The following is a 26,767-nucleotide window of genomic DNA, read 5'->3' as shown; positions in this document are numbered from 1 at the left end:
TTTTGCAAAAATAGCGTTTACATTGATTAAAAGATTGCTCATCACTTCATTATTACGGTACAATGTGACTGTAAGATTAATAGGAGGTAATTATTAATGGCATATTTAGATAATGGTAACCAAATCTTTAAAGATGCGCGTGAAAACCATTATGCAGTAGGTGCTTATAACACTAACAATTTGGAATGGACTCGTGCAATTTTGCAAGCTGCTGAGGAAACTAGAACCCCAGTTTTAATCCAAGTTTCAATGGGTGCTGCTAAGTACATGGGTGGTTACAAGGTTGCTAAGGATATTGTTGAAGACTCAATGGATTCAATGAATATCTCAGTTCCAGTTGTTTTGAACTTGGACCACGGTGATTTTGAAGCTGCTAAGGAATGTATTGCACTTGGCTACTCATCAGTTATGTTTGATGGTCATGCTTTGTCAACTGAAGAAAACTTAGCTAAGACCAAGGAAATCGTTAAGTTAGCTCACGAACGCGGCATTTCAGTTGAAGCTGAAATCGGTAAGATTGGTGAAAATCAAGGTTCCGAAGGTGGAGAACTTGCTTCTGTTGAAGACGCAAAGGCATTTGCTGCTGCCGGTGTTGACAAGCTTGCTTGTGGTATTGGTAACATTCACGGTGTATACCCAGCTGACTGGAAGGGCCTTAACTTTGACCGTCTAAAGGAAATTGCTGATGCTGTTTCAGTTCCACTTGTATTACACGGTGGTTCAGGAATTCCTGAAGAACAAGTTAAGAAGGCTATTTCACTTGGTATTTCAAAGGTTAACATTAACACTGAATTCCAATTAGCATTCCAAGAAGCTACTCGTAAGTACTTCGAAGCTCACAAGGATGAAGACAAGGACAACAAGGGTTACGATCCTCGTAAGCTTCTTCTTCCTGGTACTGAAGCAATCACTGCCTCAATGAAGGAAATGATTACTTGGTTAGGTACTCCATCAATCGACGACAAGATTAAGTCAGTTGCATTTGATAAGAGCTCATTAAACTTAGAATAATTAAGTTAGCTTAATATCTAAAAAAAGTCAGTTTAAAACTGGCTTTTTTTGTACTTCAAAAAGCTAGTTCTCTAATTTTTAAATGAGTGGAAAAATTCTTGACTTAAAGTGGGCTTTAAGAACTATACTCAAGAAAAACATATGGGAGGACAATTATGATTTTTGATGAGACATTTACACTTACTAATGGAGTAGAAATCCCTAAATTAGCTTTGGGAACTTGGGAAATTCCAGACAATGAAGTAGCTTTACCTGTAGCAGCCGCTTTAAAGATGGGATACCGTCATATCGATACCGCACAAGCTTATCATAATGAAAAAGGGGTTGGTCAAGGAATAAGAGACTCTGGCATTCAACGTGACCAAATTTTTGTTAATTCAAAAGTTGAGGCTGAAATCAAAAACTATCAAGAGGCGAAAAAGTCAATTGATGAAACTCTCACACGGATGGAACTTGATTACTTAGATATGATGATCATTCATAATCCGCAACCTTGGCGAGAAGTAAATCAATCTTCTGATCGTCATTTTGAAGGCAACTTAGAAACCTGGCGTGCTTTAGAGGATGCAATGAAAGAGGGTAAATTAAGAGCTATTGGTGTTTCAAGCTTTGAACCAGAGGATTTGCAAAATTTGATTGATAACAGTGATACTAAACCAATGGTAAATCAAATTTTGTGTCATATTGGAGCAACTCCTAAGAAGCTAATCGATTTTTGTCAAAAAAATGATATTGTAGTTGAATCATTTTCTCCGGTTGCACATGGAGAAGCTCTGAATAACTCAACAATTAAAGAAATTGCAGATAAATATGATGTTTCTGTTGCTCAGTTGTGTATTCGTTATGATTGGCAATTAAACACTGTAGTTCTGCCTAAAGCAAAAAATCCAGATCATATGAAGCAGGATGCAGAGCTGAATTTTGAGATAAGTGCTAAAGATATGTCTACTTTAGAGAATATCACTAGCTTTGATTACGGTTCTGCTGGGCATTTTCCAGTATTTGGTGGAAAAATGTAAAGTAAGAACGTAAATTTGCTAAGATGTAAAAAACTTCCTACATTTAATCATCTTAAATGTAGGAAGTTTTTTGTGTTAGGTTATAAAAAGTGCATGTAATTAGCAGCTTGGGTTAAAAAGCTCTTGTAAATAAAAAATATCGTTTTCAAATGTATATTTCAGCACTGAACAGTTTTTGATTCGATCTTTACGCGTAAAGGTGTTGTACTTTTCCCATTGTCGATAGAAGTTTGCAATAGCAGCTCCATGCGAAACGATTAAGATTTGTTCATTGCTAGACTCTGCAGCTATTTTAGTAATGGCTTCATTGATTCTTCTAGTCAGCTGTACTTGGGATTCACCACCAAATTGAACAAAGAAGTCATTATAAGGAAGAGGAGGATTTAAATGTTCACCCTCGCCCTCGTAAGTACCAAAGTTCCATTCACGTAAAGCTTTATGAGTTGAAAAAGGCAAATCAGTGATTAACTTTAGAGTATCAACTGCTCGTTCTGAAGTAGAACAATGTGCTTCCTCTAAAGTAATCTGGTTGTGTTCAAAATATTCTTTTTTGGTAGTCAAAGCTTGCTTAATACCTAATTCGGTCAATGGTGAATCACAAAAGCCCTGAATTTTATGTTGAACATTAAACAAAGTTTGCCCATGACGTACCAAGTAAATTGTTTTCATAAATAAGTTACCTTTCTATTTTTCATTAATGCGTAACACTCAGAGTTTATTATAATACTTTTGTTTTTAAAGATTATCGTAGCTTTTATACTGTACTCTAAATTAGTATAAAAACTAGTAAGTTAAGATTTTACTCGTAAAAGTTCTTTTCAGTATTTTGCTAACTTCGTTAATTTCTTCTGCCAGCTGAATATTTGATGTATCAGTAGAAACCGCAAAATTGACATTAATCTCATTAACCGGCAACACAATATAATTGATATTGCTAAATCTATCATTTTTAACCATTTCAATACTAGTTGTCATGTTTCCCAATCCCTTGCTCGCTAGCTTAAGGGCAGTGAGCGAATCTCGAACGTGAATTTGTGGGTAAAAATGAAGGCCAATTTTATTAAAATAGTTATTAATAATTTCTTGATAATGGCGTTCACCATCAACAATAATAAAGTTTTCCTGGATGAGCTCATGAAGTTTGTTAAGAGAAAAAGGGATTTCTTTTTGGCAAGGCTGGTATAACTTTGAATTTCTACCTAAAACTAAAACTTGAGTATCTTTGTGCAGGCTTTGGCTCTTAATACCGGGAAGTTGAATAACGTTACCAACAAACAAGTCTAGTTGTTCATCTTTAAACGCTTTTTCTGCATCAGCTGTACTAAGTTCTAGCGTAGAAGTTCTTAAGTTAGGAAACTTCTCTAATAAAATAGGTAATATGGTTAGATTAAAATTCTCTCCAAGTGGGGGAGTAATTCCCATTCGTAATGTGGGAAAAGAACTTTGCTCATATTTTCTCATTTTATTAGTTAATTCGTTTTGTAATTGTAAATCTTTGCGCAAATAAGTGATTAAAAGATGCCCTGCAGGGGTTAATTGTACCGGGTGAGAATTACGACTAATTAGAATAACATTGTATTGTTTTTCATATTTTTTGATTACGCGACTGACGTAAGGCTGTGATAAATAAAGCTTTTGTGCTGCTTCGGAAAAAGACGTGCTGCTTTCAAGTGCTTCCAAAAAAGTTAATAGCCGACTATCCATTTTATTCACCTATTCCTATTTTGTAATAGTGATTTCAATAATTAAGTATTTCACATACTTTAAATTATAGTGTTAAATAAAAGAGTAAACAACAGTTTATATAGGAGAATTAAAATGGTTAATAACGAAAAATTTCAATGGGATGCAGTATATGATGTAGCCGTTTTGGGCTTTGGTGGAGCTGGTGCAACTGCTGCTAGATTTGCTGCTGATAACGGTGCAAAAGTTCTTTTAGTAGATAGTGCTCCTGAGGGCCATGAAGGTGGTAATACAAGATATTCAGGTCAAATGGTTGGTGCGGGTACTGACTATGAAGCACTAAAGAACTATCATGAACATATGGCGGCACCGCTTAAGCCAGATAATGAAGCTTTTGCAAACTTGATTGAAGGTATGGCTAACATGGGAAGCTATTTTAGAAAGTACTTAGATGTTGAGCCAGTAAGTATGAAAAAAATGCTCGCAGGAACGCCTTCAACAGCATACGTAACTGAATACCCTGAATTACCTGATGCAGATTCATATGACGATTATTTAGTTCACGAAGGCGTTGATGACGCAGCTTTGTGGAAGATTTTGAGACAAAAGGTCATTGATCGCTCAGATAAAATTGATATTTGGTATTCTTCTCCAGCTAAGCATTTAATTCAAGACAGTGTCTCAAAAACAGTTATTGGTGTTCAAATTGAACGTGATCATGTTTTAAGAAATATCAAAGTCAAGAATGGTGTGATTTTGGCTGTAGGTGGTTTCGAAAATAATAAAGAAATGATTCAAACGTTTTTGCAATCGCCTTATTTGTCACCAATTGGTTCCCTATATAATAAAGGTGACGGCATTAAAATGCTGCAAGAAGTAAATGCTCAATTGTGGAATATGCGATCATTTGAATCATTGGGACAATTCCACGGTTTATCATTGCGTCAAAAAGAGGGTGTTCGCTCAACTTACGCTTTGAATGTCTTTTGGCAAGAGAGTTCAACTGGTAGTGTCGTTGTAGTTGGTGATGATGGTACACGTTACTTTAACGAAGCCGAAATGAACCGTCATGGTCATATTTATAACCACGGCGATTGGGTTGTTCCAATAAATCAAGAGCGCCCATACATGATCTTTGATCAACAAAAATATGATGAACTAAAGAATGAACCTGATGATGGTCTAAAAGTTCCTGGTTACCTTGAAAAAGCTATTAAAGCAGAAACAATCGAAGAATTAGCAGAGAAAATTAATAAGAGTGCTACTAATTTGACTGAAACAATTGAAGAATTTAACTTTATGGCTGAACAAGGCAAGGATTATGCCTTTCATCGAGATCCAAAAACTTTGCGTAAATTTAGCGTAAATGGACCTTATTATGCAATTGCTTTAAGACAAAATATGCTTAATACGCAAGGTGGAGGAAGAAGAGACGGACACTGCCAAGTTCTTGATCCTAATAACCAACCAATTCCACACCTGTATGAAGCTGGAGAATTAGGTTCACCATTTGTTAACAAATATACTACTGGTGGTAATGTAGCGGATTGCTTGATTTCTGGTAAAATTGCTGGAGAAAACGCGGCAATGCTTAAGCAGGATTTACCAGTTTCTGGTGGTATTGACCTTAACGAAGCAGCTGTAAATAGTAATTTTGATGCAACCAGTGATGAGGACAAAGGGCAATATTCTGTTGGTGAGAACCAATATTTAGGTTATAGCAACCAAGGAATGGGTGACGGTGTCGTTGTCCGGACTACAGTTGGTGATAATGGCCAGATTAAAAATGTTGAGATATTGAAACAAACTGAGAGTGACGACTATGGTCTAAAGGCAGTGAAAGAATTGCCACAAAAAATGGTCGAAGAAAACACGTATGATGTTGATGCAGTTTCTGGTGCTTCACAAACTAGCCGCGCAATTAAGGAAGCAGTTAAGGACTCATTAGATAAAGTCAAATAAACTAGATGATTATCTATAATAAAAAGGCACTGCAATTTGCAGTGCCTTTTTAGTTTTTTTATTTTACTTTTGTAAATTCAGTTGATTCTTTAAGTGCAGGATCAGATTGAAGTGCAATTTTATCTTTACCTAATGTAATTGGAATTAGGCCATGTTGATATAATCTTTCTTCGATGAACATTTTACCGTCTGCATTTTCAATTACTGGATAATTCCATTTGCCAATAGTAGCTTTTAGTTCACCGTTTTCATCGCAGAGGGTAACCAAACCGTAACCTGGATTTTGATAATCACCGAGTAATTCAACTGTTGCTTTTACTGCTTTTGGAGATGGTCCTTTAAGCTTAGCAATGTTATCTTCACGAGCACGATTTTTATCTGCCATGATTTTACTTACTTTGTCTGCCCAATCTGTATCATGAATTCCTAAAGTTTCATCAATTGTTTGATAGCCAAGAGCAAAAATTGAATCTGTTGAATCCATATTGGTAGTAAAGACAAAGGCAAGGTCAAGGTCAGGAACAAAACCAAGGAATGAGCAGTAGCCGATGTATGAACCGCTATGATAGAAGTATTTATGACCGCGATAGTCTTCCATCATCATTCCCAAACCATAAGCACCAAAGTTTGCCCCACCATATGGACGATTAGGTAGCATAATTGATTGTGGTAAATAACGTTGTGCCGTTACTTCATCCTTAGTTGATTTTTGGGTTTTTAGTTGAAATTCTGCCCAAGTTAGCAAGTCAGAAATTGTAGCTAGCATACTGCTGGCACCACCAACTTTACCAGGGGCAATAAATGGTACTTCTTCTGTTACATCATTGTCTCTAATATATGGTTTAGGAATGCGGTCACGAGGAGCCTCATTATGGTTGATGTATGTGTCATTCATGTGTAGTGGCTTTAAAAGGTGTTCACGCTCATATGAACCGTAATCTTGACCGATTGCTTGTTCCATTACGTAGGTAGCCACAGCATAAACCAAGTTGCTGTATTGCATTTTTACACGCAATTCGTGATTGGGCTGTAAATAACCGACATGCTCTGCTTTTTCTTTTAATGAAAGATCATGTTTATTCATATTAGTAAAACGCATTAAATCATGTGCTGGTAAGCCACTTTGATGACTTAATGCATCCCTGAATGTTAAGTGATCTTCAACATATTTGTCGACCATTTTAAAGTCAGGCCAATATTTCTTTAATGGATCATCTAAGCTAATTTTGCCTTCATCAGCCAATTGACAAATTGCTGTAGCTAAGAATGACTTAGAAATAGAAGCCAATGGATACAGACTATCTTCATTTGCATCACCGTAGACGTGGCTGTAGCTTTCATTTTTGTGATATACACCAAAGCCTAGACTAGGTAAATTAAATTTATCCATTACTTTTTCAGCGAAATCAGTTATTTTTTGCTTTTCCATTACTACTCCTTTAAAAATTACCGGTACATTGGTATAAAAGTATCGGTAAAAAACAGACTTTTATCATCATTTTACTCCTTTCTTTACTAAAATTAAATGTTGTTTTTATAATTATGATGTAATAATTTTATTTGTATGATATATTTATTAATATTAATAAATATAATTTATAAAGAAATGAGAAATAAGATGAAAAAAGCTAAACTATTTTCTTCAATTGGTATTTTGAGTTTGTCTGCATTTGCTTTAACCGCATGTGGTAAAGGTAATGACAACAACAATGCTAATAATGATGACACCAAATCAGTAGCCAAGTTTCCAATGGAAACACCTAAAAAGGCAGTTAAAAAGGGTGGCACAGTCAAAATTGCCGTTGAAACAGATACTCCATTTTCAGGTATCTTTTCTCAAGAATTGTCTTCTGAAGATGTAGATTCTACAGTTGCTTCACCTGGTCAGGAAACCCTGTTTGATAGTGACGATAATTATCGCGTTACGGACAAGGGTGCTGCTACACGTAAATTAGATCCAAAAAACAATACAATCACCATTAATATTAAAAAAGGTGTTAAATGGTCAGATGGTAAGCAAGTCGTTGCCAAGGACTATGAATATGCATATGAAATCCTAGCTAACAAGGATACAGCTTGCCAAAGATATAGTAGCCAATTTGAACTCTTAAAGGGCCTCAAAGAATACCATGAAGGTAAGGCTAAGACTATTTCTGGAATTGAAATGCCAGATGGAGAAAATGGCCGTAAGTTGATTCTTCACTTCACTGAATTAAGCCCAAGTATGTACAATGCGGGAAGTCGTTCACTTTGGGAAGGGGTTGAACCATACCACTACCTTAAAGACGTTCCATTTGCTAAATTAAAGTCATCTGACAAGATCAGAAAGAACCCATTATTCTTTGGTCCATATAAGATGGAGAAACTTGTTCGTGGTCAATCAGCTACTTGGGTACCTAACGAATACTACTGGCGTGGTAAGCCTAACTTAGATAAGATTGTTGTTTCAGTTATTTCACCAAACTCTGCTTCACAAGCAATCAAGAGTCATAAGTTTGATGTAATCCCTGTAATCAACACGCAATGGCCACAAGTTAAGGAAACTAAGGATGTTAACTTCATTGCTCAAATTCCAATTGCATATCATTACTTAGGTTTTAAGGTTGGTAAATGGGATAGTAAGCTCAGCAAGAACGTTGAAAATCCAAAGGCTAAAATGAACAACAAGTATTTACGTCAGGCAATTGGATACGCAATGAACGTTGATGCAGTTAATAAACGTTATACTTATTCATTAACTTTCAGAGTAAAAACACTGGTTCCACAACAATTTGGTGACTTTTACGATAAGAGCGAAAAAGGTTTTGATTATAACTTAAAGAAAGCTAATGAAATTTTAGATAAGGCTGGTTATAAGAAGAAGGGTAAATGGCGTGTACAACCTAATGGCAAGCCTTTAACTATTAATGTTGCTGCTATGAGTGGGGATGCAACTAAGGAACCAATCATCCAAAACTACATCCAACAATGGCATAAAGTAGGTTTGAATGTTCAATTAGCTACTGGCCGTTTGATCGAACACAACTCGTTCTACGATAAGTTGCAACACGATGACAAGGGCATTGACATGTACATTGGTGGTTGGTCAACCCCTACGGAACCATCGCCAAACCCATATTACAGTGAAACTGCACCGTTTAATATGACTCGTTTTGTAACTGAAAAGAACAACAAGCTCTTGGAAGAAATGAACTCGCAAAAGGCTTTGAACCATAAATATCGTGTTCAAAAATTCCATGAATGGCAAAAATACATGAATGACGAAGCTTATGTAATTCCAATCGATAATTCATACCAAATTTCAGCAATTAACGATAAGATTACTGGTTATTCATTGAAGCCATCTGATGGTAATAATGGTCACCCATTATGGTACAAAGTTGGTTACGCAAAATAAGATAGAAATAGGCTAGAAAGGGACTAGACTAACTAATGAGAACAGGTTCAAAAATTATCACTTTAGATAACGGCTATCACTTATGGACAAGTACCCAAGGTGAAGGCGATATCCATTTATTGGCATTACATGGGGGTCCAGGCGGCAATCATGAATATTGGGAAGACGCCGCAGATCAATTGGCTAAACAAGGACTTAACGTCCAAGTAACAATGTATGATCAATTAGGTTCACTTTATTCAGATCAACCCGACTATGATGATCCTGAGATTGCAGCTAAATACCTAACTTATGAATACTTCCTTGACGAAGTGGACGAGGTTCGGGACAAGCTCGGCCTTGATAATTGCTACTTGATTGGACAAAGCTGGGGCGGCTTGCTGGCGCAAGAATATGCGGTTAAATATGGTCAACACTTAAAAGGAACAATTATTTCTTCTATGGTTGATGATACTGATGACTATATTGAATCAATCAATCGTCGTAGACAAGAAATTTTCCCACAATCAGAAATTGACTTTATGCGTGAATGTGAAGAAAACAATGACTATGACAATAAACGCTACCAAGAGGACGTTCAAATATTGAACATTAACTTTCTTGATCGTCGTCAGCCATGTAAGCTATATCATATTAAGCGGATTGGCGGTTTGCCTGTATACCACGCCTTTCAGGGTGATAATGAATTTGTGGTGACTGGTAAATTGAAAGATTGGCACTTTAGAAAGTATTTAAAAGAAATCAAAATGCCAACATTATTGACCTTTGGTGAAGAGGATACGATGCCTTTGGAAACAGCAAGAATTATGCAAAAAGAAATTCCTAATTCTCGCTTAGTTACTACACCGAATGCAGGACATCACCATATGGTTGATAATCCAGATGTTTATTACAAGCATGTAGCTGATTTTATCCGTGAAGTTGAAGCCGGCACTTTTAAGGGAGAATAGCCACTTATATAAGTGCTTGAGCTAAATAAAACAAAAGAAACCGTGAGTCGATCGACTCACGGTTTCTTTTGCTTTTTGCTTAACTTGTATCTATTCTTTTGACTCGACTTTACTTACCAATTATGCCGAATCCACCTAAAATAATTCCGGCAATCAAAACGGTAATGATCAGTTTAGTTGAAGTCATTTTCTTCTTGCCTAGGAGCCAGTAGCAGACTGCAACCAATAGCACTGGAACAAGTGAAGGCATGATTTGGTCTAATATTGATTGTGCTTTTAGAACAACTTTACCTGTTTTAAAGACTAATGGTACATTTGCATTAACAACTGTTGGAATCAATGCTCCTACAACTGTTACTCCGAGTAAAATTGCTGCATCAGTTAGTCTGTTTAATTTATTTCCTGCTGCATAAATTAATTTCTCACCTTGCGAATATCCCATCGGAAGTAGGGCAAAACGTAAGAACAGAACAACAAAGTTTGCTATCAGCCAAATGATTGCACCAATTGGATTTCCTTTTAGTCCCATATATGAAGCAATTGAACCGAAAATTGTTGGTAGAATAACACCAAAAATTGTATCACCGACACCAGCAAATGAGCCCATCAGACCAGCTTTTAAACCGGCAATTGCTTCTTCAGCTTTCCGTCCTTCTTTTTCTTCAATGGCCATATCCATTCCGACAATAAACCCACCGACGTATGCGTTCGTGTTGAAGAACTGGTTGTGAAGTTTCATCATTGCAACACGATCTTCTTTTTCAGGATAGAGTTTTTGAATTGTTGGTAACATTGTGTAAAGATATCCAGTCGACATCATTCGCTCATAGTTCCAACAGATTTGGCTGCTCCACAACCAACGCCAGTTTGCGCGGAATAAATCTTTCTTAGTTATTTTTTGGGAATTAGTCTTCATATTCGCCGAGTTCATTTTCATGTCCTCCTTCAGTTTGAGTAGTTGTTGCTTCCTTAGTTTCACTTTGTTTGTAATAGATAATTGCCATTGCAGCACCAATAATTGCTACACCAAGCATTGGTACTTTGATATATGCAGCTAAAAAGAAACCAATTAATAGGTAAGCAATAAAACGTTTAGTAGGTAAAAATCTAAGTAAAATTGCAATTCCGACAACTGGTAAAATTCCACCGGCTGCGGATAAACCATTAGTTAGCCATTGAGGCATAGAGTTAACTACAACCTGAATTGTGTTTTTACCAACTAATAACATCAAAAGTACCGGTAGTGCACGTGATAATCCCCAAGGAAACATCCCGTAAATAATATTATGGGCAACGCCTTTTTCATTATCTTCTTCAATCATCTTATCTACCCGATGTAAAAAGAAGGTATTAGTAAAACGAGCCAGAACATCTAGTTGAACCATTAAAAGTCCGACAGGAACTGCTAAACCAATTGCAAAGCTAACCCCTTTGTTACTCATAACTGCATAGGCAGTGCCAACGATAGCCCCAGTCATGAAGTCTGGCATGCTGGCGCCGCCATAAGTACCAACACCTAGTACCATTAATTGAAGCGTTGCGCCCACAACTAAACCTGTTTTTATATCACCCATAATAAGTCCAGCTACAAGACCAATTAAAAGCGGATAATTACACAATATTGCAACTGTCAGTTGGTCAATAATCATCCAAAAAGCAAGTGCTGTTAATAGTAAAATTTGCCACCATGTGATTGCCATTTTAGTTCTCCTTCTTATTTAACATTGAAATAAATGGCTCTTGTTTATCGTTGGGAACCATTTGATGATAAAATTCAATTCCTTTTTCTGCCATCTGATTAAAGATAGCAGTGTCCTCGTCAGTAACGGCAACACTTTTAGCAACTTGACGCGCTCCCTGAGACATTGACATGTTACCAACATTTACTGCCGGAAGCTTAACACCAGCAGATACTAACTGTGCCAAGATTTGCGGCTTTTTAACGAGTAAAAGAACTCTTTGACCATTGTATTGCCCATTATTGATTCGTTTTGCAGCTCCCTTAGCCGTAAGAATACTTAAGTGAATCCCAGCTGGAACAGCTGTTTTTAAGGTTGCCTTTTGTACCTTACTGGTAACGATTTGATCGTCAACGACCATGATTCTCGTCGTATTAAGGCTTCTAGTCCACATGGTAGCAACTTGACCATGAATTAAGCGCGAATCAATTCTTACATTGACTAGAGGGTTACCAGTATTTATAGGAGCAGTTTCTTTATTGGGTGCTGCGGACTGCTTTTTAGGTTTCTTTTTGATGTTTCCCTCCATTAATTCAATTGTTTGACTGATTGCTTCTTCAGCAGGAGTTCCTGTTGCCAGTGATAGGGTCAACATAAGGGAAAGTCCGGAATATAGTTTGACGTCAGGATGTTCTGCAATAAAAGTATTTGCTGCGTTTGCTGGTGTACCGTTTGGAATATCAGCAATAATTGCGACCTCCTCAGCAGTATCTTGCCTGTTCTGATAAATATCTTCATAGCATTTGACGACATCATCAATGCCCATCGGATCTTTAAAAGAAACTGTGGCGAAATTAGTTAATTCGCCTGTAATCATTTCACAGCTCTTAAGCGTTTGTTTTGCATAGTCACCATGACTTGCTAAGATATACATATAAAAATCACTCTCCTTCAACTTAATGTGTTAATTTTGTTACAAGATAAATATTAATTCTAAATGAAAGCAATTGCAATAGCTTAATAACAATATTTTATCAAAGGAAGCTATGGACTTTTATATTTCTTAGTGTTTAACTTAATGTGTTAAATATTGAAATGGATTGGGAGGAATAAACATGGTAGAAGCTTTGACTAGAATTAAGCAATATGAAGACTTGGGGTTAGGCTTATTTATTCATTGGGGCTTATATTCGCAATTAGAAGTCGGAGAGTGGACAGAATATATCCATCATCGAGATAAAGCAGAGTATGAGCACTTAATTAACAATTTTTCTGCTAAAGATTTTGATGCTGAGCAAATTGTTCTGTCTGCTAAAAAAATGGGTGCTAAGTATATTGTTTTAACAACCAAGCACCACGAAGGCTTTTTCCTGTATGATACCCAAGGACTATCTGAGTTTGATGCAATGCACAGTCCTGCCCATAGAGACTTGATTCGAGAATTTATTGATGCCTGCCATAAATATAATGTTCAGCCTTTTTTATACATGGCGACATATGATTGGCATAATGAACTGTATGAAACTGACTTCAATAAGTATTTAGATTATCTATTAAAATCCGTTGAAATTTTGTGCAAGAATTATGGCTCAATTGGAGGATTTTGGTTTGATGGTGATTGGAATAAAAAAGAGGCTGATTGGAAATTAGATCGTTTATATGGAACAATCAGAAAATATCAGCCTAACGCAATAATTGTTAACAATACAGGTTTAAAAAACAGAGGAAAGATAAGTAATCCTGAAATTGATGTTGTGACATATGAGCGAAAAACGCCAGATCAAGTTAATCATGGTTTCCAAGATAAATATGTTGCTGGGGAAGCCTCAGTAACAATGAATAAACATTGGGGCTATGCAAGAGATGACTTAAACTTCAAATCTACAAAAGAGCTAATTGAAAATATTGTTCATGCTCGTGGCATTGGAGCTAACATTTTACTTAACATTGGCTTAACTGGAACTGGACAAATTCCGTTAATGAATCAAGCCGTTATGGAACAAATCGGCAAATGGACAAAGATGGCGGGGCAAAGTATCTATACCTCACGACCTTCTTCTGCAATCAAGGCGAGCGGAAACGATAAAGATATTGCTCTGATAGATAAAAATACTCTATATTTGTTTTTACATGATTTAGAAATTGTTGGCGATGATAATGTAGTTTTAGGCGGAGAAGGTATCAATTTACGTTCATTTAGTGGTATATTCAAACAGATAGAAAAAATAACTTGGCTAGATGATCAAAAAGAACTTCCTTTTATGCAAGATGTTGATAGAGGAACGCTTACGGTGGACATAGGTGGTTACACTTATGGGACAGATTGGTGTGTAAGAATAGCCAAGGTTTCCTTTAAATAAAGCCGGTGAAATTGATGTCAAAATATCAAGATATTGTTTTAAAATTGGTTGAAAAGTTAGATAATGGATGGCTGAATCCTGGTGATCGTTTCTATAGTGAAGCAGAAATCAGTCGAATTTATCATGTTAGCTCTACGACCGCAGTAAAAGTTCTAAATACCTTAGAACAACAAAATAAGGTAACTCGAGTTCAAGGAAGTGGGACTTTTGTAGCAAAAGAAGCACATAAGCAGGTTGCAATGCTCACGGATTTGAACTTGGCTGAGGGGCAAACTGAAAGTGTTAAAGTACTTTTAGTAAGAATGGGCGATGATCAAGATGTGCTGCAAAAACTTCATTCCGATGAGATTAACAATTATCTTGAAGTAAGACGTTTACGCTATATTGGTAAAAAAGTAAGTCAATATTCAATTAGTTATCTAAATCCAAATTATTTAAATACTGATGAATTGGATAACTTACCATTGTTCAGTTCGGTTTACCAAAAGGTTAGGGATGACTCTAAAATTGATCCTTTTGAATTGCCATTTAAGCAGAAAAACTGGGCAAAAACTGTTTCGGATAAAGAAATATTGCAGTACTTCACACAAGAAGCAAGGCAGCTTTTTATTTATCAGGAACGTGAAACTTATTTACCACTAGTTTCTGGTGAATTGCTTGAATATGCGATCAGCTATAAACTGCCTGAATACTGGGGCTATGAGGCAGCAGCGACAGCTTATCGCCAGTAACTTGACAACAAAATTAATAGAAAACAAAAAACTAAATCAAGAATGATTTAGTTTTTTGCATTTTTAAGTAAAGATACTTTTTCGTCAGGTAATTTAACCTTCAGTTTGTCTAATGTGAAAGGTACTTGTAAAGAAATCTGATATGCGGTTAAGTGGAGAAACTCGTCTTTTTTAGTATTTCGGTTATAGAGTGGATCACCTATAATTGGACACCCAATTGCGGCAAGATGGACGCGAATTTGGTGTGTGCGTCCAGTTTCCAGTGTTAATTTAACTAAAGCTGTATTGTTGTCATAGCGCTTCAAAACTTGATAGTGTGTGATTGATTTCAGTCCGTCACTAACGACTTTGCGCTTACGTTGATCAAATGGATCATGTCCAATGGGTAAATCAATTGTTCCATTGTCATCAATTGATTTTTCTAGATTAATAACTGCTAAATATTCACGGTGAAAGGCCTTGGTAACTAATTCACGGTTTAGAATAGGCACAACTGCTGGATTTTTGGCAACGAGGAGCAGCCCACTCGTCAACATGTCTAAACGATGTACAATAAAGGGAGAAAAGCCCAGATAGGTGGCGCAATCATTTAGGGCAGTGTTAGTTTCAAACAAGTTAGGATGAGTTTTTTGACCAGCTGGTTTGTTAATTATTATGAAATTTTGGTCTTCGTAGATTATTTCCGGTATTTTACCACTAGGTGCATATTCATTTTGCGCTGTTTCAACGTGGTCTAACCAAAGTTCGACTTTATCGTTAGGATAGACCGCTTGATTGAAATACCGATAAGCACCATTAATTATTATCTTTTGTTCGGTACGCAAAAAATGACGCCATTTGCGTGGAATTAGTAATTGACGTAACAAGTCGTTTACTGAACAGGGTTCATGATTTGTTGGAATGTTAAATGTAAAGTAATAGCTCATAAATATTTGTTAAATCTTCTTGAAAATAAAGGGAAGCCTTGTTAATATGATAAAATTTTAGTTGTTTCTAAAGGAGCAGATAAAATGGAAAATAATGAACCAAAGAAAAGTGGCTTAGCGGCCTTATGGTATCGCATTGATCACCGCTTTTATATCGGGCGCTGGATTATCTTAATCTTGCTCAGCATGACGCTTTTGGTTTGTACTTATTATACCGTCAAAGTTAAAACATCAAACATTTCAAATTTGAAGGCTTCATTGTCTACGACGACTGCTATTTATGATTATAAAGGTCAAAAAGCAGGAGCACTATATTCGCAAAAGGGAACTTTCGTAGAATATAACAAAATTTCGCCAAACGTAAAAAATGCTGTGATATCGACTGAAGACCGTACTTTCTGGAAAAATCCTGGCTTTAGTATCAAGGGAATGGGACGTGCGGCCTTAGGACTGGTCATTCACCATGGTCAAATTGCAGGTGGTGGTTCGACCTTAACGCAGCAGCTGGCCAAAAACGCTTTACTGACTCAGAGGCAGACTTTGTCGCGAAAAATCGAGGAGCTATTTTTTGCGGTTGAAATAACTCATGTATACTCCAAAAAAGATATTTTAACAATGTATCTTAATAATGCCTATTTTGGTAATGGGGTTTGGGGAGTCCAAGATGCTAGTAGAAAGTACTTTGGTAAAAACGCAAATGAGTTAACGGTCGGAGAAGGTGCAACCTTAGCAGGAATTTTACGTAATCCAAGTAATTATAACCCAATTGACCATATGAATTATTCTTTATCAAGACGGAACTTAGTCTTGGATTTAATGGTTGCAAACAACAAGTTGACATCTTCCCAAGCTAAGGTTGCAAAAAGCCAAAGCTTGGTTCTGCGTGATACTTATCACAACCAGGATGGCTATCGCTACCCGTACTTTTTTGATGCAGTTGTCGATGAGGCGATCAAACGCTATGGCTTAAAAGAAGAAGATGTTATGAATAAGGGGCTGCGTATCTACACGACGCTGAACCAAAATTATCAGGGACAACTCCAAGAAAAATTTAGCCAAGACTGGTTGTTCCCTCAAGGTTCAACTGATGGAACAAAGACGCAAGGCGCTAGTGTGGTAATGGATCCAGGTACTGGAGCAGTCAGGGCGGTCATTGGCGGACGTGGCAAGCATGTCTTTCGTGGCTATAACCGAGCTACCCAAATGAAGCGTCAGCCTGGCTCTTCAATTAAACCGATTGTGAGCTACGCACCTGCATTACAACAAGGCTATCATTATGACTCTCAGCTTTCTAATAAGTTGCAGCGTTTTGGTAAAAATGGTTATGAGCCGCATAACGTTGATAATGGCTATTCAGATAAAATTCCAATGTATGTTGCTTTAGCTCAAAGTAAAAACGTACCGGCAGTTTGGTTACTAGACCGGATTGGTGTGTCCAAAGGGGTACAATCAGCAAATAATTTTGGCATTAAAGTTCCAAAAGAAGATCAAAACCTAGCTTTAGCCCTAGGTGGTTTATCAACCGGTGTATCTCCACTACAGATGGCACGAGCATATTCTGCTTTTGCCAATAAAGGTAATTTGCCGAATAATTCATATTTCATTACTAAAATTACTGATGCAAGTGGTAACGTAATTGCCGAAAATCATGATACTGGCAGACACCGAATTATTTCTGAAAGTACAGCACGTGAAATGACAACAATGTTATTAGGTGTGTTTACCAATGGTACAGGAGCATCTGCTCAACCAGCTGGTTTTCGAGTTGCCGGGAAAACTGGTTCAACTGAGGTTCCAAATTCATACGGCTTTGGAACCAAGGATCAGTGGATTGTTGGTTATACGCCTGACGTAGTTGTTGCAACTTGGGTTGGTTACGATCGCACTAATAAGCAACATTTCATGCACGGTGTTTCAGAAACTGAAATCACTAGACTATACAAGGCAGAGATGGAAGGAATACTTCCTTATACTGCCCAGAACCAATTTACCGAACAAGCTCCTAAGCAAATTATCCAAAATAATGGTACTGGATCGGATTGGACAAACGGGTTGAATGATAAAATTCAAAAAGGTATAGGGTCAGCGGGAGAAAAGCTAAATGAATGGTATAATAACCTAAAGGGTCTTTTTGACCGATGATTAGGAGGACTAAAAAATGGTGAATATTTTCGATACGACCAATCAATTAGCATCCGAACTGCAAGAAATTGATGAATTTAGTGGTTTGAAAGAAGCAATTGAAGGTGTTAAGAATAACGCAGAAAGTAATGCACTTTTCAAGGAAATGGACAAGGTACAAAATGCGATTGTAATTGCCCAATCCAAAGGTGAAGACTTATCGCAAGAGCTTCAAGATGAATATAAAAACTTAAATGAAAAAGTACAACAAGATCCACAAATTTTGAACTTATTACAAGCAGAACAAGGTCTATATGGTACGATTGAAGAAGTACAGAAGATAATTACTCAGCCGATTAATGATCTGTATAAAGGTCTTAGAAATTAGTTAGACCAATGAAATTTATCCACTTAGCGGATGCGCATCTAGATAGTCCTTTTTTGGGGCTATCTTTTTTGCCATCTAAGAGCTCTTTACAAATACATCAGGCACCCAATAAATCGTTCACCAAGATTGTTGACTTGGCTTTAAAAGAAGACGTTGACCTAGTATTGATTGCGGGTGATACATTCGATAGTGCGCGTCCTAACCCAAGTACGCAGATTTTTTTCGCTGAGCAAATTGAACGGCTAACTAAGGCACAAATTCAAGTAGTCATGATTTTTGGTAATCATGATCACATGGCAGAAGCTGATTTGCTCGTTCCCGAAAGCCAGTATTTCAAGTTGCTTGGCGACGAAGAGAAAATCGAGTCTATTACTTGTCAGACCAAGACGGGCTTTACTTATGATGTAACGGGTTTTTCTTATTTAAATAATCACATCACGGAAGATAAGGCGAGCCAATTTCCTAGTAAAGCAGCGCATTACACCTTCGGACTAATGCATGCACAAGAAAAGACGAATCAAAGTGCCCAGGATGTTTATGCGCCTTTCAGCTTAACTGCTTTAAAAGACCTGAATTATGACTATTTTGCTTTAGGTCATATTCATCTTAGACAGGTTTTAGCTAAAGATCCGTGGATTGTATACTCTGGAAATATTCAAGGGCGCCACATTAACGAAACAGATAAAAAAGGCTGCTACTTGGGTGAAATTAATGAACAGACAAAGGAAACAACCATTCAGTTTGTTCAAACAGGTCCAATTGTGTGGCAGCAGCAAGTAATTAAGTTGAATTCTGAAGTTTCACAAACCGAATTGCAGAATCTAATTATCGATTCATTAAATCCAAATGAAACAACTTACTTTTGTCTGCAAATAAGCGGAGCGGAGTATTTAAATGATAAAGAGCGTGAGCTGATTCAGGAAAATGATTTTTGGCGCATGATTTCCAATCAATTAGATTATGATTCTCAATTAGTAGACGTTCGTCTTTCGGCGAATAGTCAGCTAAAAATCGCTGAAAGTGATCTTGCCTTTTTTAATCGAGCAGAAAAAGAGCTTTTTGCTACAGATGAATTTACTGAATTAAGTAAAGACTGGGCCAAAAAAGATGAACTCTCAAATCAACTGGAAAATGCTCCAGATTTTCTACAGGAAGTGAAGGAACTGGCCGAGGTTAAACTGAATAGCAAGCTGAAAGGAATTAGCGATGAAGTTAAAGAAAATTAAAATTGTCAATTTTGGGCAGTTTTCTAATGTTACCTTTGACCTGTCCAGTCCTAAACTCAACGTTTTCTATGGTACGAACGAAGCTGGTAAAAGTACGGTAGTTGCCTTTATTAAGCAGATTATGTTTGGCTTTCATTTAAAAAAACAGAGTTCAACTTTTTTTGAAGATTACACACCTTTAGCGCGGGTCAGTCCGATGGGGGGCTCTTTATTTTTTGAAAACAATCAAGGAGATCTCTTTGAACTTGAGCGCTTATATGCTGGCGGTAAAGGACTTAAAGGCGGCACATTAACGGTAAAACTAAACGAGCAGATTGTTCCAGAAAGCGTCTTTTTCGAAGAAATCAAAAATATTGATGGCGACTTTTATGCGGATAGTTTTATTTTTAATCAAGACATGCTTGCTAAAGTCGAGAAAATTCAACAAACTGACCTCTTGGAAAGAATCTATTATTTGGGAGCCTCAAACAGTGACCAGTTAATCGATTTAAGAGATGACTTTGCTAAAAAAGCTTCCGAAATCTTCAAAAAGATGGGGAGTAACCCGCCACTTAATGTTCTTTTTAACAAATTAAAGGATCAGCGAATTAAGGTTGATGAAGCTGAAAACGAGTTTAATGATTATCGTACTTTGAGTGAGCAAGAAAAAACACAAGCAAGTGCACTAAGAGATCAGGAGCAAGCTCTTCAAAAACTTCAGAGTGAGCAAGAGCAATTACGTCAACTGCAAAACCAGGTTCCTAACTACCGCAAGCTAATCGAACTAGAGCAGGAAGTGGAACAAGTTGAATTTGATCCAGAAAAATATCAAGCTGCGCAAAGACTCGATTTAGAAGCTAAAAATCTTCAAAAAGAGCAAAGTGAGCTAGAACAGCAACTCGCCAACTTTTCGTCTAATGATGAAAATCAGATTCCTTTGAAGTTGTTGGTACAAAAAAAGCCTGAAATATTGCAATGGCGCGCAGAAGACCGTGATTGCCAGCAGGACTTTCAGCAAGTTAGTCAGCAGCAGGAGCAATTACTCACTTTAAATCCAGACTTGCATCAAATCACCAATTTAACTCAAGTAGATATTATTCAATTACAAAATGATTTTGAAAAATTGCCAGCTTCTGAAGACAATACCTCTAGTTCTGAAAATGCTGTTGGTAAATACGCTACGATTGGTTCAGGCTTAATCTTTGTTATCGGCATAATTCTGTTAGTTGCATCATCACCTCTAATCGGTGGTTTTGTCATGTTAATTGGCCTAGTCGGAGCTTGTTGGGGCATTGGCAAACAAAAGCAAGAAAAGCGTGTGCTCATCCAACAGGCTAAACAGGCGAAGCTGATTAAGGAACAAAGAATTACATTTTCACATAAGTATGGTCTTAATCCTGATCAGCTTGATCTTCATAGTTTGGTCAATGAATGGCGTCAATACCAAATGCTTGAGCAAAAAAAGCAGAATGATTTGCAGCATGAACGCGAGCTTAACGAGCAACTTGCAAAAATTGCAATGAAAATCAGTGCCACACTCGATCGCTCAATTGAACCTAGTTTTGAGGCCGTTATAGCTTCATTAGATGAACTTGAGAATCGGTTAGCGAACTCGCGGCACATAGCAGATCAAAGAATTGATCTGCAAAAGCGGCTGGCAAAAACTCAAGCTAAGTTGCATGATCTGAATTTACGGTTAAAGACGGCATTTGCTCAGGCACAGGTTCAAGATATGGCTGAATACCAGGTTTTGCAGGCTAAGAGTACTCGACAAGCGGAACTTAAAACTAAGATTTCTCTTTTGAAAGATAATCTTGGCGAAAATCTAGCTGAGATTAAGCAGCTTCAAGAAAGTAATCAAGTTGCCAAAAAGCTAGAAACAGTCCAAATTAAAATTGACCAAAAGCAAGAAGTAATCAAGGATTTGCAAACCAAAGATGCCGAAACAAAGGTGAAAATGACCAATTTGGCGAATTCAAATGCCGTTTTCGCAGCCAAACAAGAATTAGCTAATACAGAAACTGAATTTAGAAACTTAAGTATTGAGTATCTAGCTAATTTAGCTGCTTCAAAGTGGATTTCACGTGCCTTGGACCTCGCTTCAAATGAACGGTTCCCTAAAATGTTAAAGACAGCAAAAGAATATTTGCGACTATTAACAAATAATCGGTATAATAGTCTTAATATTGATAAGAAATTAACAGTTACTAGATTCGATGGTAAAAAGATTAAAGTACAATATTTGTCACGCGGCACATCTGAGCAGCTTTATTTTGCACTCAAGCTGGCTTTTGTTGAACAAATTAAAGATCAGATTAACTTGCCAATTTTAATTGACGACTCTTTTGTAAACTTTGATGATCAAAGAGTAAATCAAATTAAGCAGTTGTTAGGCCAGGTATCCGAGAATAATCAAGTACTTATTTTTACCGCACAAGCTGGATTAGTTGAAAAGTTACAGCTTAAGCCGCTAACTTTTACGAAAGGAACCGAGTAATGTATAAACACTTACTGGACTACAATGATGGCGAAGAATTAGAGGCGATTGTCTTAATTAAGAATTCCCAGTTAAGACATACTCAGAAGGGTAAATTATATTTGGCATTGTCTTTTGGTGATGCTTCTGGTGAAATTCGTGGAAATTATTGGGATGCAACTAATCAAGATGCTGCAACCTATAGTAGTGGCACAATCGTTGAATTGGACGGTAAGCGCGAAGAATATCAGGGACAGCCACAAATTAAGATTTATGGTTTGCGTGTGGTAGGACCTGAAGAGGGCTATGATCTAAATCAATTTGTTAAATCGGCGCCAGAAGAAATTTCTTCAATGAAAGATGAAATTAATCAGTATGTGTTTGAAATCCTAAATCCAACTTGGAATAGAATTGTGCGCTATTTATTGAAAAAATGGGACAAGCGCTTTTTTGATTATCCAGCAGGCAAGAGCAATCACCATGCGGTACGTGGCGGTCTGGCATATCATACACTGTCAATGTTAAGAGATGCTAAAGCAATTGCCGATAACTATTCGCAAGTTGACCGTTCGCTCTTATACGCTGGCTGCATTTTACATGATATGGGTAAAGTTTTGGAATTGTCTGGTCCAGTGGCAACCCAATATACTACGGAAGGTAACTTGATTGGGCATTTAGTTTTAATTGATGAGCAAATAATGCTTGCTGCAAGAGAACTAAATTTTGATCTTGAATCAGAAGATGTTTTGTTGTTACGCCACATGGTATTGTCGCACCACGGTAAATTTGAATATGGTTCACCAAAATTGCCGGCTTTATTAGAAGCTGAGCTATTACACAGAATTGATGACCTAGATGCATCGCTTTATGCAATAACGAACGCGCTGCAAAATACGCGTCCTGGTAATTTTACAGATAACATTATGAGCCAGGGTGGAAGACGCTTTTATCGGCCGAAGAATGATGAGGCGCTGACGAAGTTTAAAAAATTAGAGTAAAAAAAGAAGTTCATTTTCTAATGAACTTCTTTTTTATTGCTTTTATTTCTTAGAATCTGAAGTAGAAACGTAAGATGATAAGACGTTCTTCAAGTCGTTATCCTTAATTGAAACGTCAGCCTTCTTTAGAACAGTTGAAATAACGCTACGCATTGTTTCCTGATCTTGGGACATTGAACGATAAATTTCATCATCAATTTCCTTCTTGTGAGAAGCAAATGTACCCTTAGCTGGGTGTTTAATCATTCTAATTACGTGGTAACCAGATTGAGATTTAACTGGGCTACTAGTAGTTTCACCAGTCTTAAGCTTAAATGCTGCTTTCTTGAATGCAGGATCTAAAGTTGCATCAGTTGAATCAAATGCAGGAAGCTTACCTTCATCAGCCTTAGTACCAGGGTCTAATGAGTACTTCTTAACTAAGCTCTTGAAGCTCTTACCATTCTTTAATTCTTTAATGATGGTGTCAGCCTGTGATTTCTTAGAAACCAAGATGTGTTGAACAGTAACCTTAGGTTGATATTCTTTCCAAGCCTTGTCTTCTTGACTCTTGGAAATTTTCTTAACATCTTTTAATGCAGCTTCACTGAGCAAATTAGTCTTTAAGTTTTGCTTGAAACTTGAAACTGTCATGCCATTTTGTTGTAAAACGGCATTAAATTGAGAACCATATTGCTTTTTGTAGCTGTTGAATTGTTTATCAACTTGTTTCTTAGAAACTTTACTACCATATTGTTGTTCTAAAACATGGTTAATAATCATGTTTGCAAGAGTAGTTTGACCCGCTTGTGATTTCTTCATTTCGTCGTAGTAATCATTTTGGGTAATCTTGCCACCCTTATAGGAAGCAACTGTTTTACCACCGTTAGAACAAGCAGTGGTTGATAGTGCAATACCAGCTACAGCAGCTACTGTAGCTAATTTTTTAATATATTTTTTCATAAAATATTTCTCCACATCCTTAATTAAATAAGTCACCGACAATTAATATAACATAAACTCGCAGAACAAGTTTTTAAATTTACAGAATTCATTCAAAAAACAAACTTTCTTTAACAATTTTTAGAATTATTTGTTCTTTGGTGTACTTTGAACCAGTTTATCAAGTTCTTGCTGTAAACTATCAACTATGCGAGAAACACTAAGTTGGTAATACTCAATTTCTTTTTCTACTTCAGTCAATCCCTGTTTAGCAATCGGCGTTGCATCTTTTAGTTCTTGTTGAGCGGTTTTTAAATCAGCGATAGCATTAGTCAGACTCGTAACATCATCTTTCACACCACTAAATTGCTTTTGAACTGGTTTAGCTAAGCGATTGCCATTTTTATCTTCAAAAAGAGAGAGGACCATCCCGAACCCTGCACCTACGGCAAGTCCTAGGCTAAAATGTTTCATTTTTTCTCCTTAAAATTGTGCTTTAATCTGATCAGCAATCTTTTGATAGTCGTCAGGAGTGTATTTATCTTCATTATTCCGAGTGGCAAGTTTTAAGCCATCGCCTTCAAAACGGGGAATGAAGTGAATATGTGAGTGCATTACAACTTGACTAGCACTTTCACCATTATTGGTGGTAATGTTCATTCCAGTAATCTTAGGATCAAATTTCTTAATTGCGTTGGCAATTGCCGGAATGTACTTTAAGTATTTTTCTGCATCTTCGGCAGTATAATCAAACAAGTTTGTGAGATGTTTTTTGGGCACCATTAAGGTATGTCCTGGATTAACCTGTGATAAATCTAAAAAAGCTTTAACGTCATCATTTTCGAAAACGGTATAACTAGGAACTTCACCACGAATAATTTTGCAAAATAAACAGTCTTTATCTAATTCATCCATTTTTAAACCTCTTGATTTTGAAATTTAGTTTCCATTAATATCATGCTATCATATAAAATAAGTAAATTCACTAAAAGAAAGATAGGAATTATGGTTCTAAAAATAGAGCATTTGACTGGTGGCTACACTGGTGTGCCAGTCATTAACGATATTAATATTGAAATCAAACCAGGAGAAGCATTAGGCATTATTGGACTTAATGGTGCTGGAAAATCTACTACAATTAAACATATTTTAGGATTGTTACGTCCGCAAAAAGGGAAAATTAGTTTAAATGGAATAGAATTAACTAAACAACCAACTGAATTTAAGCGACAAATTGCTTATATTCCGGAGATACCAGTTTTATATCCTGAACTGACCTTAAAAGAGCATCTAGATTTAACAATTTTAAGCTATCAACTGGATGAAGATAAGGCTTGGCAAAGAGCGAATAAGCTGTTAACGATATTCAGGTTGGAGGACAAGCTAGAGTGGTTACCAATTCATTTCTCCAAAGGGATGAAGCAAAAGGTGATGATTGTCACTGCATTTCTAGCAGACACACCACTCTTAGTGATTGACGAACCATTTACTGGTCTGGACCCACTTGCTGTAGCTAATTTAATTGAACTGATTAAAGCAGCGATAAGTGACGGTAAAATGATTTTGATGTCGACTCATATCCTAGCTGATGCGGAGCAAGCAATTTCAAATTATGCGGTATTAAACAATGGTGTAATTGATGTTGTAGGTAATCTGACTGAGATTAGGCAGCATTATGGTCTAAACGATAGCGATTCTTTCGACAAGATTTACCAAATCTTAAATCAGGAGCAACGTCATGCGTGAGTTAGCTCAAAAAAGATTACGCAAAAATTTACAGCAGTCGCTTAAGTACTTGGTGTTAGTTTTTAATGATTTCTTTATTCTGGCTCTGATTTTTCTATTCGGCGCCTTAATGTTTTGGTACGCCCAGAGTATGAAAAAGATGCCAACCGGATTATGGTTTTACCGCCCGCTAGTTGGAGTAATTATTTGGTTGCCCTTAATTTCTGGAAAACTAGTAACTTTACTTGAGCCAGCTGATTTGCATTTTCTCTTACCGCAGGATAAGCAAATGCGTGACTATTTAAAACCAATGCTAAATTATAGCTTGATTGTACCCACAATTATTTTGGTACTTATTGCGGGAATCTTGTTTCCCTTCGCGACACTTAAAGCTGAAATATCTCCAGTAGCATATGTTGTACTTGCAGTAGTAGTTTTATTGGCAAAAGTTCTTCAGTTGAAATTAGAAGAATATAATTTATATTCGAGTCATAAGCTTTCATTGCCACTACTCAGCTTGCTACTTTTACTTGGCTTAATTTGCAGTGCAACTTGGACAATCTGTAGCTATATTGCTGTCATCTTGATTTTAGGTGCTTTTTTTATGCTTGCACAAAAGCAAAAAAATGTTGCGTTATTTGATTGGCAATATGCGGTTAACCAAGAACAAGGTAGGAAAAATCGTGTTTATAGTGCCTTTAGCATGTTTACTGATGTAAAAGAAAAGAAAATCAGTATAAAGCGACGTAAATATTTAGACTTTTTGCTACCTAAATCATTGGCAAAAGAAAAACCAAATCGCTTCTTATACCGTCGTTCTTTATTGCGTAATCCGGAGTACCTTAATTTACTGGTAAGAATGACTGCATTTGCAATTTTAATCTCATGGTTAGTTCAGAACTGGCTTTGGGCGTTTGGTTTGTCATGCTTAGTTATTTTTCTGACCGTTTACCAGTTATTACCCTTGGTATCTGAATTTGATGATAACGTTATGTATCGAATTTATCCGATTGAACGCGAAAAAAGGGGCCAAGATTTAGTAGCAGTACTTAAATTGGCGCTAGGCCTGCAATGGCTTATCATTAGCTTATTTTGGTTAATTATCTTGCCAATTAATTTGCAGCTAGCTGAGGCAATCATTGGTCTATTAATTTTTAGTATAATTATTTTGTGGTTATACTTACCAATCAAAATCAAGAAAAGGAAGATTTAAAA

24 protein-coding genes are annotated in these 26,767 nt (G+C 36.7%); 14 read left to right on the top strand and 10 right to left on the bottom strand.

Translation table 11 applies throughout. From position 1 onward, the window contains the following. The first annotated feature begins 96 nt into the window (after positions 1 to 96). Both fba and CRG87_RS03700 read left to right on the top strand, forming a co-directional pair. Complete coding sequence (gene fba / locus CRG87_RS03705) at positions 97 to 1,011, top strand: class II fructose-1,6-bisphosphate aldolase (protein WP_046307337.1); 915 nt, start codon at positions 97 to 99, stop codon at positions 1,009 to 1,011. A 155-nt stretch (positions 1,012 to 1,166) separates the two neighbouring features. Continuing rightward, positions 1,167 to 2,030 carry an aldo/keto reductase gene (locus tag CRG87_RS03700; protein WP_232354536.1) on the top strand — a complete coding sequence of 288 codons (864 nt, stop codon included), beginning with the start codon at positions 1,167 to 1,169 and terminating at the stop codon, positions 2,028 to 2,030. 99 nt (positions 2,031 to 2,129) lie between these two features. Here CRG87_RS03700 and CRG87_RS03695 read toward each other — a convergent pair whose 3' ends face one another. Together CRG87_RS03695 and CRG87_RS03690 are read right to left on the bottom strand one after the other, a co-directional pair. Beyond that, entirely contained in the window at positions 2,130 to 2,699 is a 570-nt protein-coding gene (locus CRG87_RS03695; RefSeq protein ID WP_074425006.1) for a histidine phosphatase family protein, read from the bottom strand. A 114-nt stretch (positions 2,700 to 2,813) separates the two neighbouring features. Continuing rightward, a complete protein-coding gene (locus tag CRG87_RS03690; RefSeq protein ID WP_074425007.1) occupies positions 2,814 to 3,734 on the bottom strand; it encodes a LysR family transcriptional regulator in 921 nt (306 codons plus the stop codon). Between the two features lie 114 nt (positions 3,735 to 3,848). Between CRG87_RS03690 and CRG87_RS03685 the strand changes: the two genes are divergently transcribed. After that, positions 3,849 to 5,675, top strand: coding sequence for an FAD-binding protein (locus CRG87_RS03685; protein WP_074425008.1), 1,827 nt, complete (start codon positions 3,849 to 3,851; stop codon positions 5,673 to 5,675). A 58-nt stretch (positions 5,676 to 5,733) separates the two neighbouring features. On the opposite strand, the gene CRG87_RS03680 is transcribed toward CRG87_RS03685, so the two are convergent. After that, complete coding sequence (locus CRG87_RS03680) at positions 5,734 to 7,104, bottom strand: serine hydrolase domain-containing protein (protein ID WP_074425009.1); 1,371 nt, start codon at positions 7,102 to 7,104, stop codon at positions 5,734 to 5,736. A 189-nt stretch (positions 7,105 to 7,293) separates the two neighbouring features. Here CRG87_RS03680 and CRG87_RS03675 point away from each other — a divergent pair, with 189 nt between their 5' ends. Continuing rightward, positions 7,294 to 9,072, top strand: a complete 1,779-nt coding sequence (locus CRG87_RS03675) for an oligopeptide ABC transporter substrate-binding protein (protein ID WP_074425010.1) — start codon at positions 7,294 to 7,296, stop codon at positions 9,070 to 9,072. A gap of 35 nt (positions 9,073 to 9,107) precedes the next feature. After that, positions 9,108 to 10,022 (top strand): proline-specific peptidase family protein, encoded by a 915-nt coding sequence (locus CRG87_RS03670; protein WP_074425011.1) that lies wholly within the window; start codon positions 9,108 to 9,110, stop codon positions 10,020 to 10,022. A gap of 109 nt (positions 10,023 to 10,131) precedes the next feature. Here the strand turns inward: CRG87_RS03670 and CRG87_RS03665 are convergent, their stop codons facing one another. The 3 genes from CRG87_RS03665 to CRG87_RS03655 are packed head-to-tail and all read right to left on the bottom strand — an operon-like array spanning position 10,132 to position 12,635. Continuing rightward, the gene (locus CRG87_RS03665; protein WP_082089553.1) at positions 10,132 to 10,953 is read right to left on the bottom strand and encodes a PTS system mannose/fructose/sorbose family transporter subunit IID; all 822 of its coding nucleotides are present in this window, start codon (positions 10,951 to 10,953) and stop codon (positions 10,132 to 10,134) included. Continuing rightward, complete coding sequence (locus CRG87_RS03660; protein WP_074425012.1) at positions 10,928 to 11,722, bottom strand: PTS mannose/fructose/sorbose/N-acetylgalactosamine transporter subunit IIC; 795 nt, start codon at positions 11,720 to 11,722, stop codon at positions 10,928 to 10,930. The genes CRG87_RS03665 and CRG87_RS03660 overlap by 26 nt, the downstream gene beginning before the upstream one ends. A 1-nt stretch (position 11,723) precedes the next feature. After that, positions 11,724 to 12,635 carry a PTS mannose/fructose/sorbose transporter subunit IIAB gene (locus tag CRG87_RS03655; protein WP_074425013.1) on the bottom strand — a complete coding sequence of 304 codons (912 nt, stop codon included), beginning with the start codon at positions 12,633 to 12,635 and terminating at the stop codon, positions 11,724 to 11,726. 181 nt (positions 12,636 to 12,816) lie between these two features. Between CRG87_RS03655 and CRG87_RS03650 the strand changes: the two genes are divergently transcribed. Beyond that, a complete protein-coding gene (locus tag CRG87_RS03650; RefSeq protein ID WP_074425014.1) occupies positions 12,817 to 14,061 on the top strand; it encodes an alpha-L-fucosidase in 1,245 nt (414 codons plus the stop codon). Between the two features lie 14 nt (positions 14,062 to 14,075). Beyond that, a complete protein-coding gene (locus CRG87_RS03645; RefSeq protein ID WP_074425017.1) occupies positions 14,076 to 14,792 on the top strand; it encodes a GntR family transcriptional regulator in 717 nt (238 codons plus the stop codon). A gap of 47 nt (positions 14,793 to 14,839) precedes the next feature. On the opposite strand, the gene CRG87_RS03640 is transcribed toward CRG87_RS03645, so the two are convergent. After that, positions 14,840 to 15,718 (bottom strand): RluA family pseudouridine synthase, encoded by an 879-nt coding sequence (locus CRG87_RS03640; protein WP_074425019.1) that lies wholly within the window; start codon positions 15,716 to 15,718, stop codon positions 14,840 to 14,842. An 84-nt stretch (positions 15,719 to 15,802) separates the two neighbouring features. Here CRG87_RS03640 and CRG87_RS03635 point away from each other — a divergent pair, with 84 nt between their 5' ends. The 5 genes from CRG87_RS03635 to CRG87_RS03615 are packed head-to-tail and all read left to right on the top strand — an operon-like array spanning position 15,803 to position 22,906. Continuing rightward, positions 15,803 to 17,860: a PBP1A family penicillin-binding protein gene (locus CRG87_RS03635; protein WP_074425021.1), complete on the top strand. Its 2,058-nt coding sequence runs from the start codon at positions 15,803 to 15,805 to the stop codon at positions 17,858 to 17,860. Between the two features lie 16 nt (positions 17,861 to 17,876). Further along, positions 17,877 to 18,227, top strand: a complete 351-nt coding sequence (locus tag CRG87_RS03630) for a YlbF family regulator (RefSeq protein WP_046307319.1) — start codon at positions 17,877 to 17,879, stop codon at positions 18,225 to 18,227. Between the two features lie 8 nt (positions 18,228 to 18,235). Continuing rightward, positions 18,236 to 19,453 (top strand): metallophosphoesterase family protein, encoded by a 1,218-nt coding sequence (locus CRG87_RS03625; RefSeq protein ID WP_074425023.1) that lies wholly within the window; start codon positions 18,236 to 18,238, stop codon positions 19,451 to 19,453. Beyond that, positions 19,434 to 21,929 (top strand): ATP-binding protein, encoded by a 2,496-nt coding sequence (locus CRG87_RS03620; protein WP_074425025.1) that lies wholly within the window; start codon positions 19,434 to 19,436, stop codon positions 21,927 to 21,929. The genes CRG87_RS03625 and CRG87_RS03620 overlap by 20 nt, the downstream gene beginning before the upstream one ends. Next, positions 21,929 to 22,906 (top strand): 3'-5' exoribonuclease YhaM family protein, encoded by a 978-nt coding sequence (locus tag CRG87_RS03615; protein WP_046307314.1) that lies wholly within the window; start codon positions 21,929 to 21,931, stop codon positions 22,904 to 22,906. The genes CRG87_RS03620 and CRG87_RS03615 overlap by 1 nt, the downstream gene beginning before the upstream one ends. Positions 22,907 to 22,948: 42 nt before the next feature. Here CRG87_RS03615 and CRG87_RS03610 read toward each other — a convergent pair whose 3' ends face one another. The 3 genes from CRG87_RS03610 to CRG87_RS03600 all read right to left on the bottom strand — a co-directional run bounded on the left by CRG87_RS03610 (position 22,949) and on the right by CRG87_RS03600 (position 24,742). Beyond that, positions 22,949 to 23,848, bottom strand: a complete 900-nt coding sequence (locus CRG87_RS03610) for a peptidylprolyl isomerase PrsA (protein ID WP_074425028.1) — start codon at positions 23,846 to 23,848, stop codon at positions 22,949 to 22,951. A gap of 126 nt (positions 23,849 to 23,974) precedes the next feature. Further along, complete coding sequence (locus CRG87_RS03605) at positions 23,975 to 24,301, bottom strand: hypothetical protein (protein ID WP_074425030.1); 327 nt, start codon at positions 24,299 to 24,301, stop codon at positions 23,975 to 23,977. A gap of 9 nt (positions 24,302 to 24,310) precedes the next feature. Then, positions 24,311 to 24,742, bottom strand: coding sequence for an HIT family protein (locus tag CRG87_RS03600; RefSeq protein WP_074425032.1), 432 nt, complete (start codon positions 24,740 to 24,742; stop codon positions 24,311 to 24,313). Between the two features lie 90 nt (positions 24,743 to 24,832). Between CRG87_RS03600 and CRG87_RS03595 the strand changes: the two genes are divergently transcribed. Together CRG87_RS03595 and CRG87_RS03590 are read left to right on the top strand one after the other, a co-directional pair. Beyond that, the gene (locus CRG87_RS03595) at positions 24,833 to 25,573 is read left to right on the top strand and encodes an ABC transporter ATP-binding protein (protein ID WP_074425034.1); all 741 of its coding nucleotides are present in this window, start codon (positions 24,833 to 24,835) and stop codon (positions 25,571 to 25,573) included. Continuing rightward, the gene (locus CRG87_RS03590) at positions 25,566 to 26,765 is read left to right on the top strand and encodes an ABC transporter permease (protein WP_074425035.1); all 1,200 of its coding nucleotides are present in this window, start codon (positions 25,566 to 25,568) and stop codon (positions 26,763 to 26,765) included. The genes CRG87_RS03595 and CRG87_RS03590 overlap by 8 nt, the downstream gene beginning before the upstream one ends. Positions 26,766 to 26,767 lie beyond the last annotated feature (2 nt).

The sequence above is a fragment of the Lactobacillus apis genome, from assembly GCF_002837055.1.
GTDB lineage: Bacteria > Bacillota > Bacilli > Lactobacillales > Lactobacillaceae > Lactobacillus > Lactobacillus apis.
The sequence above is the reverse complement of the archived record's forward strand: the minus strand, read 5'-3'. Positions and strand labels throughout refer to the sequence as shown.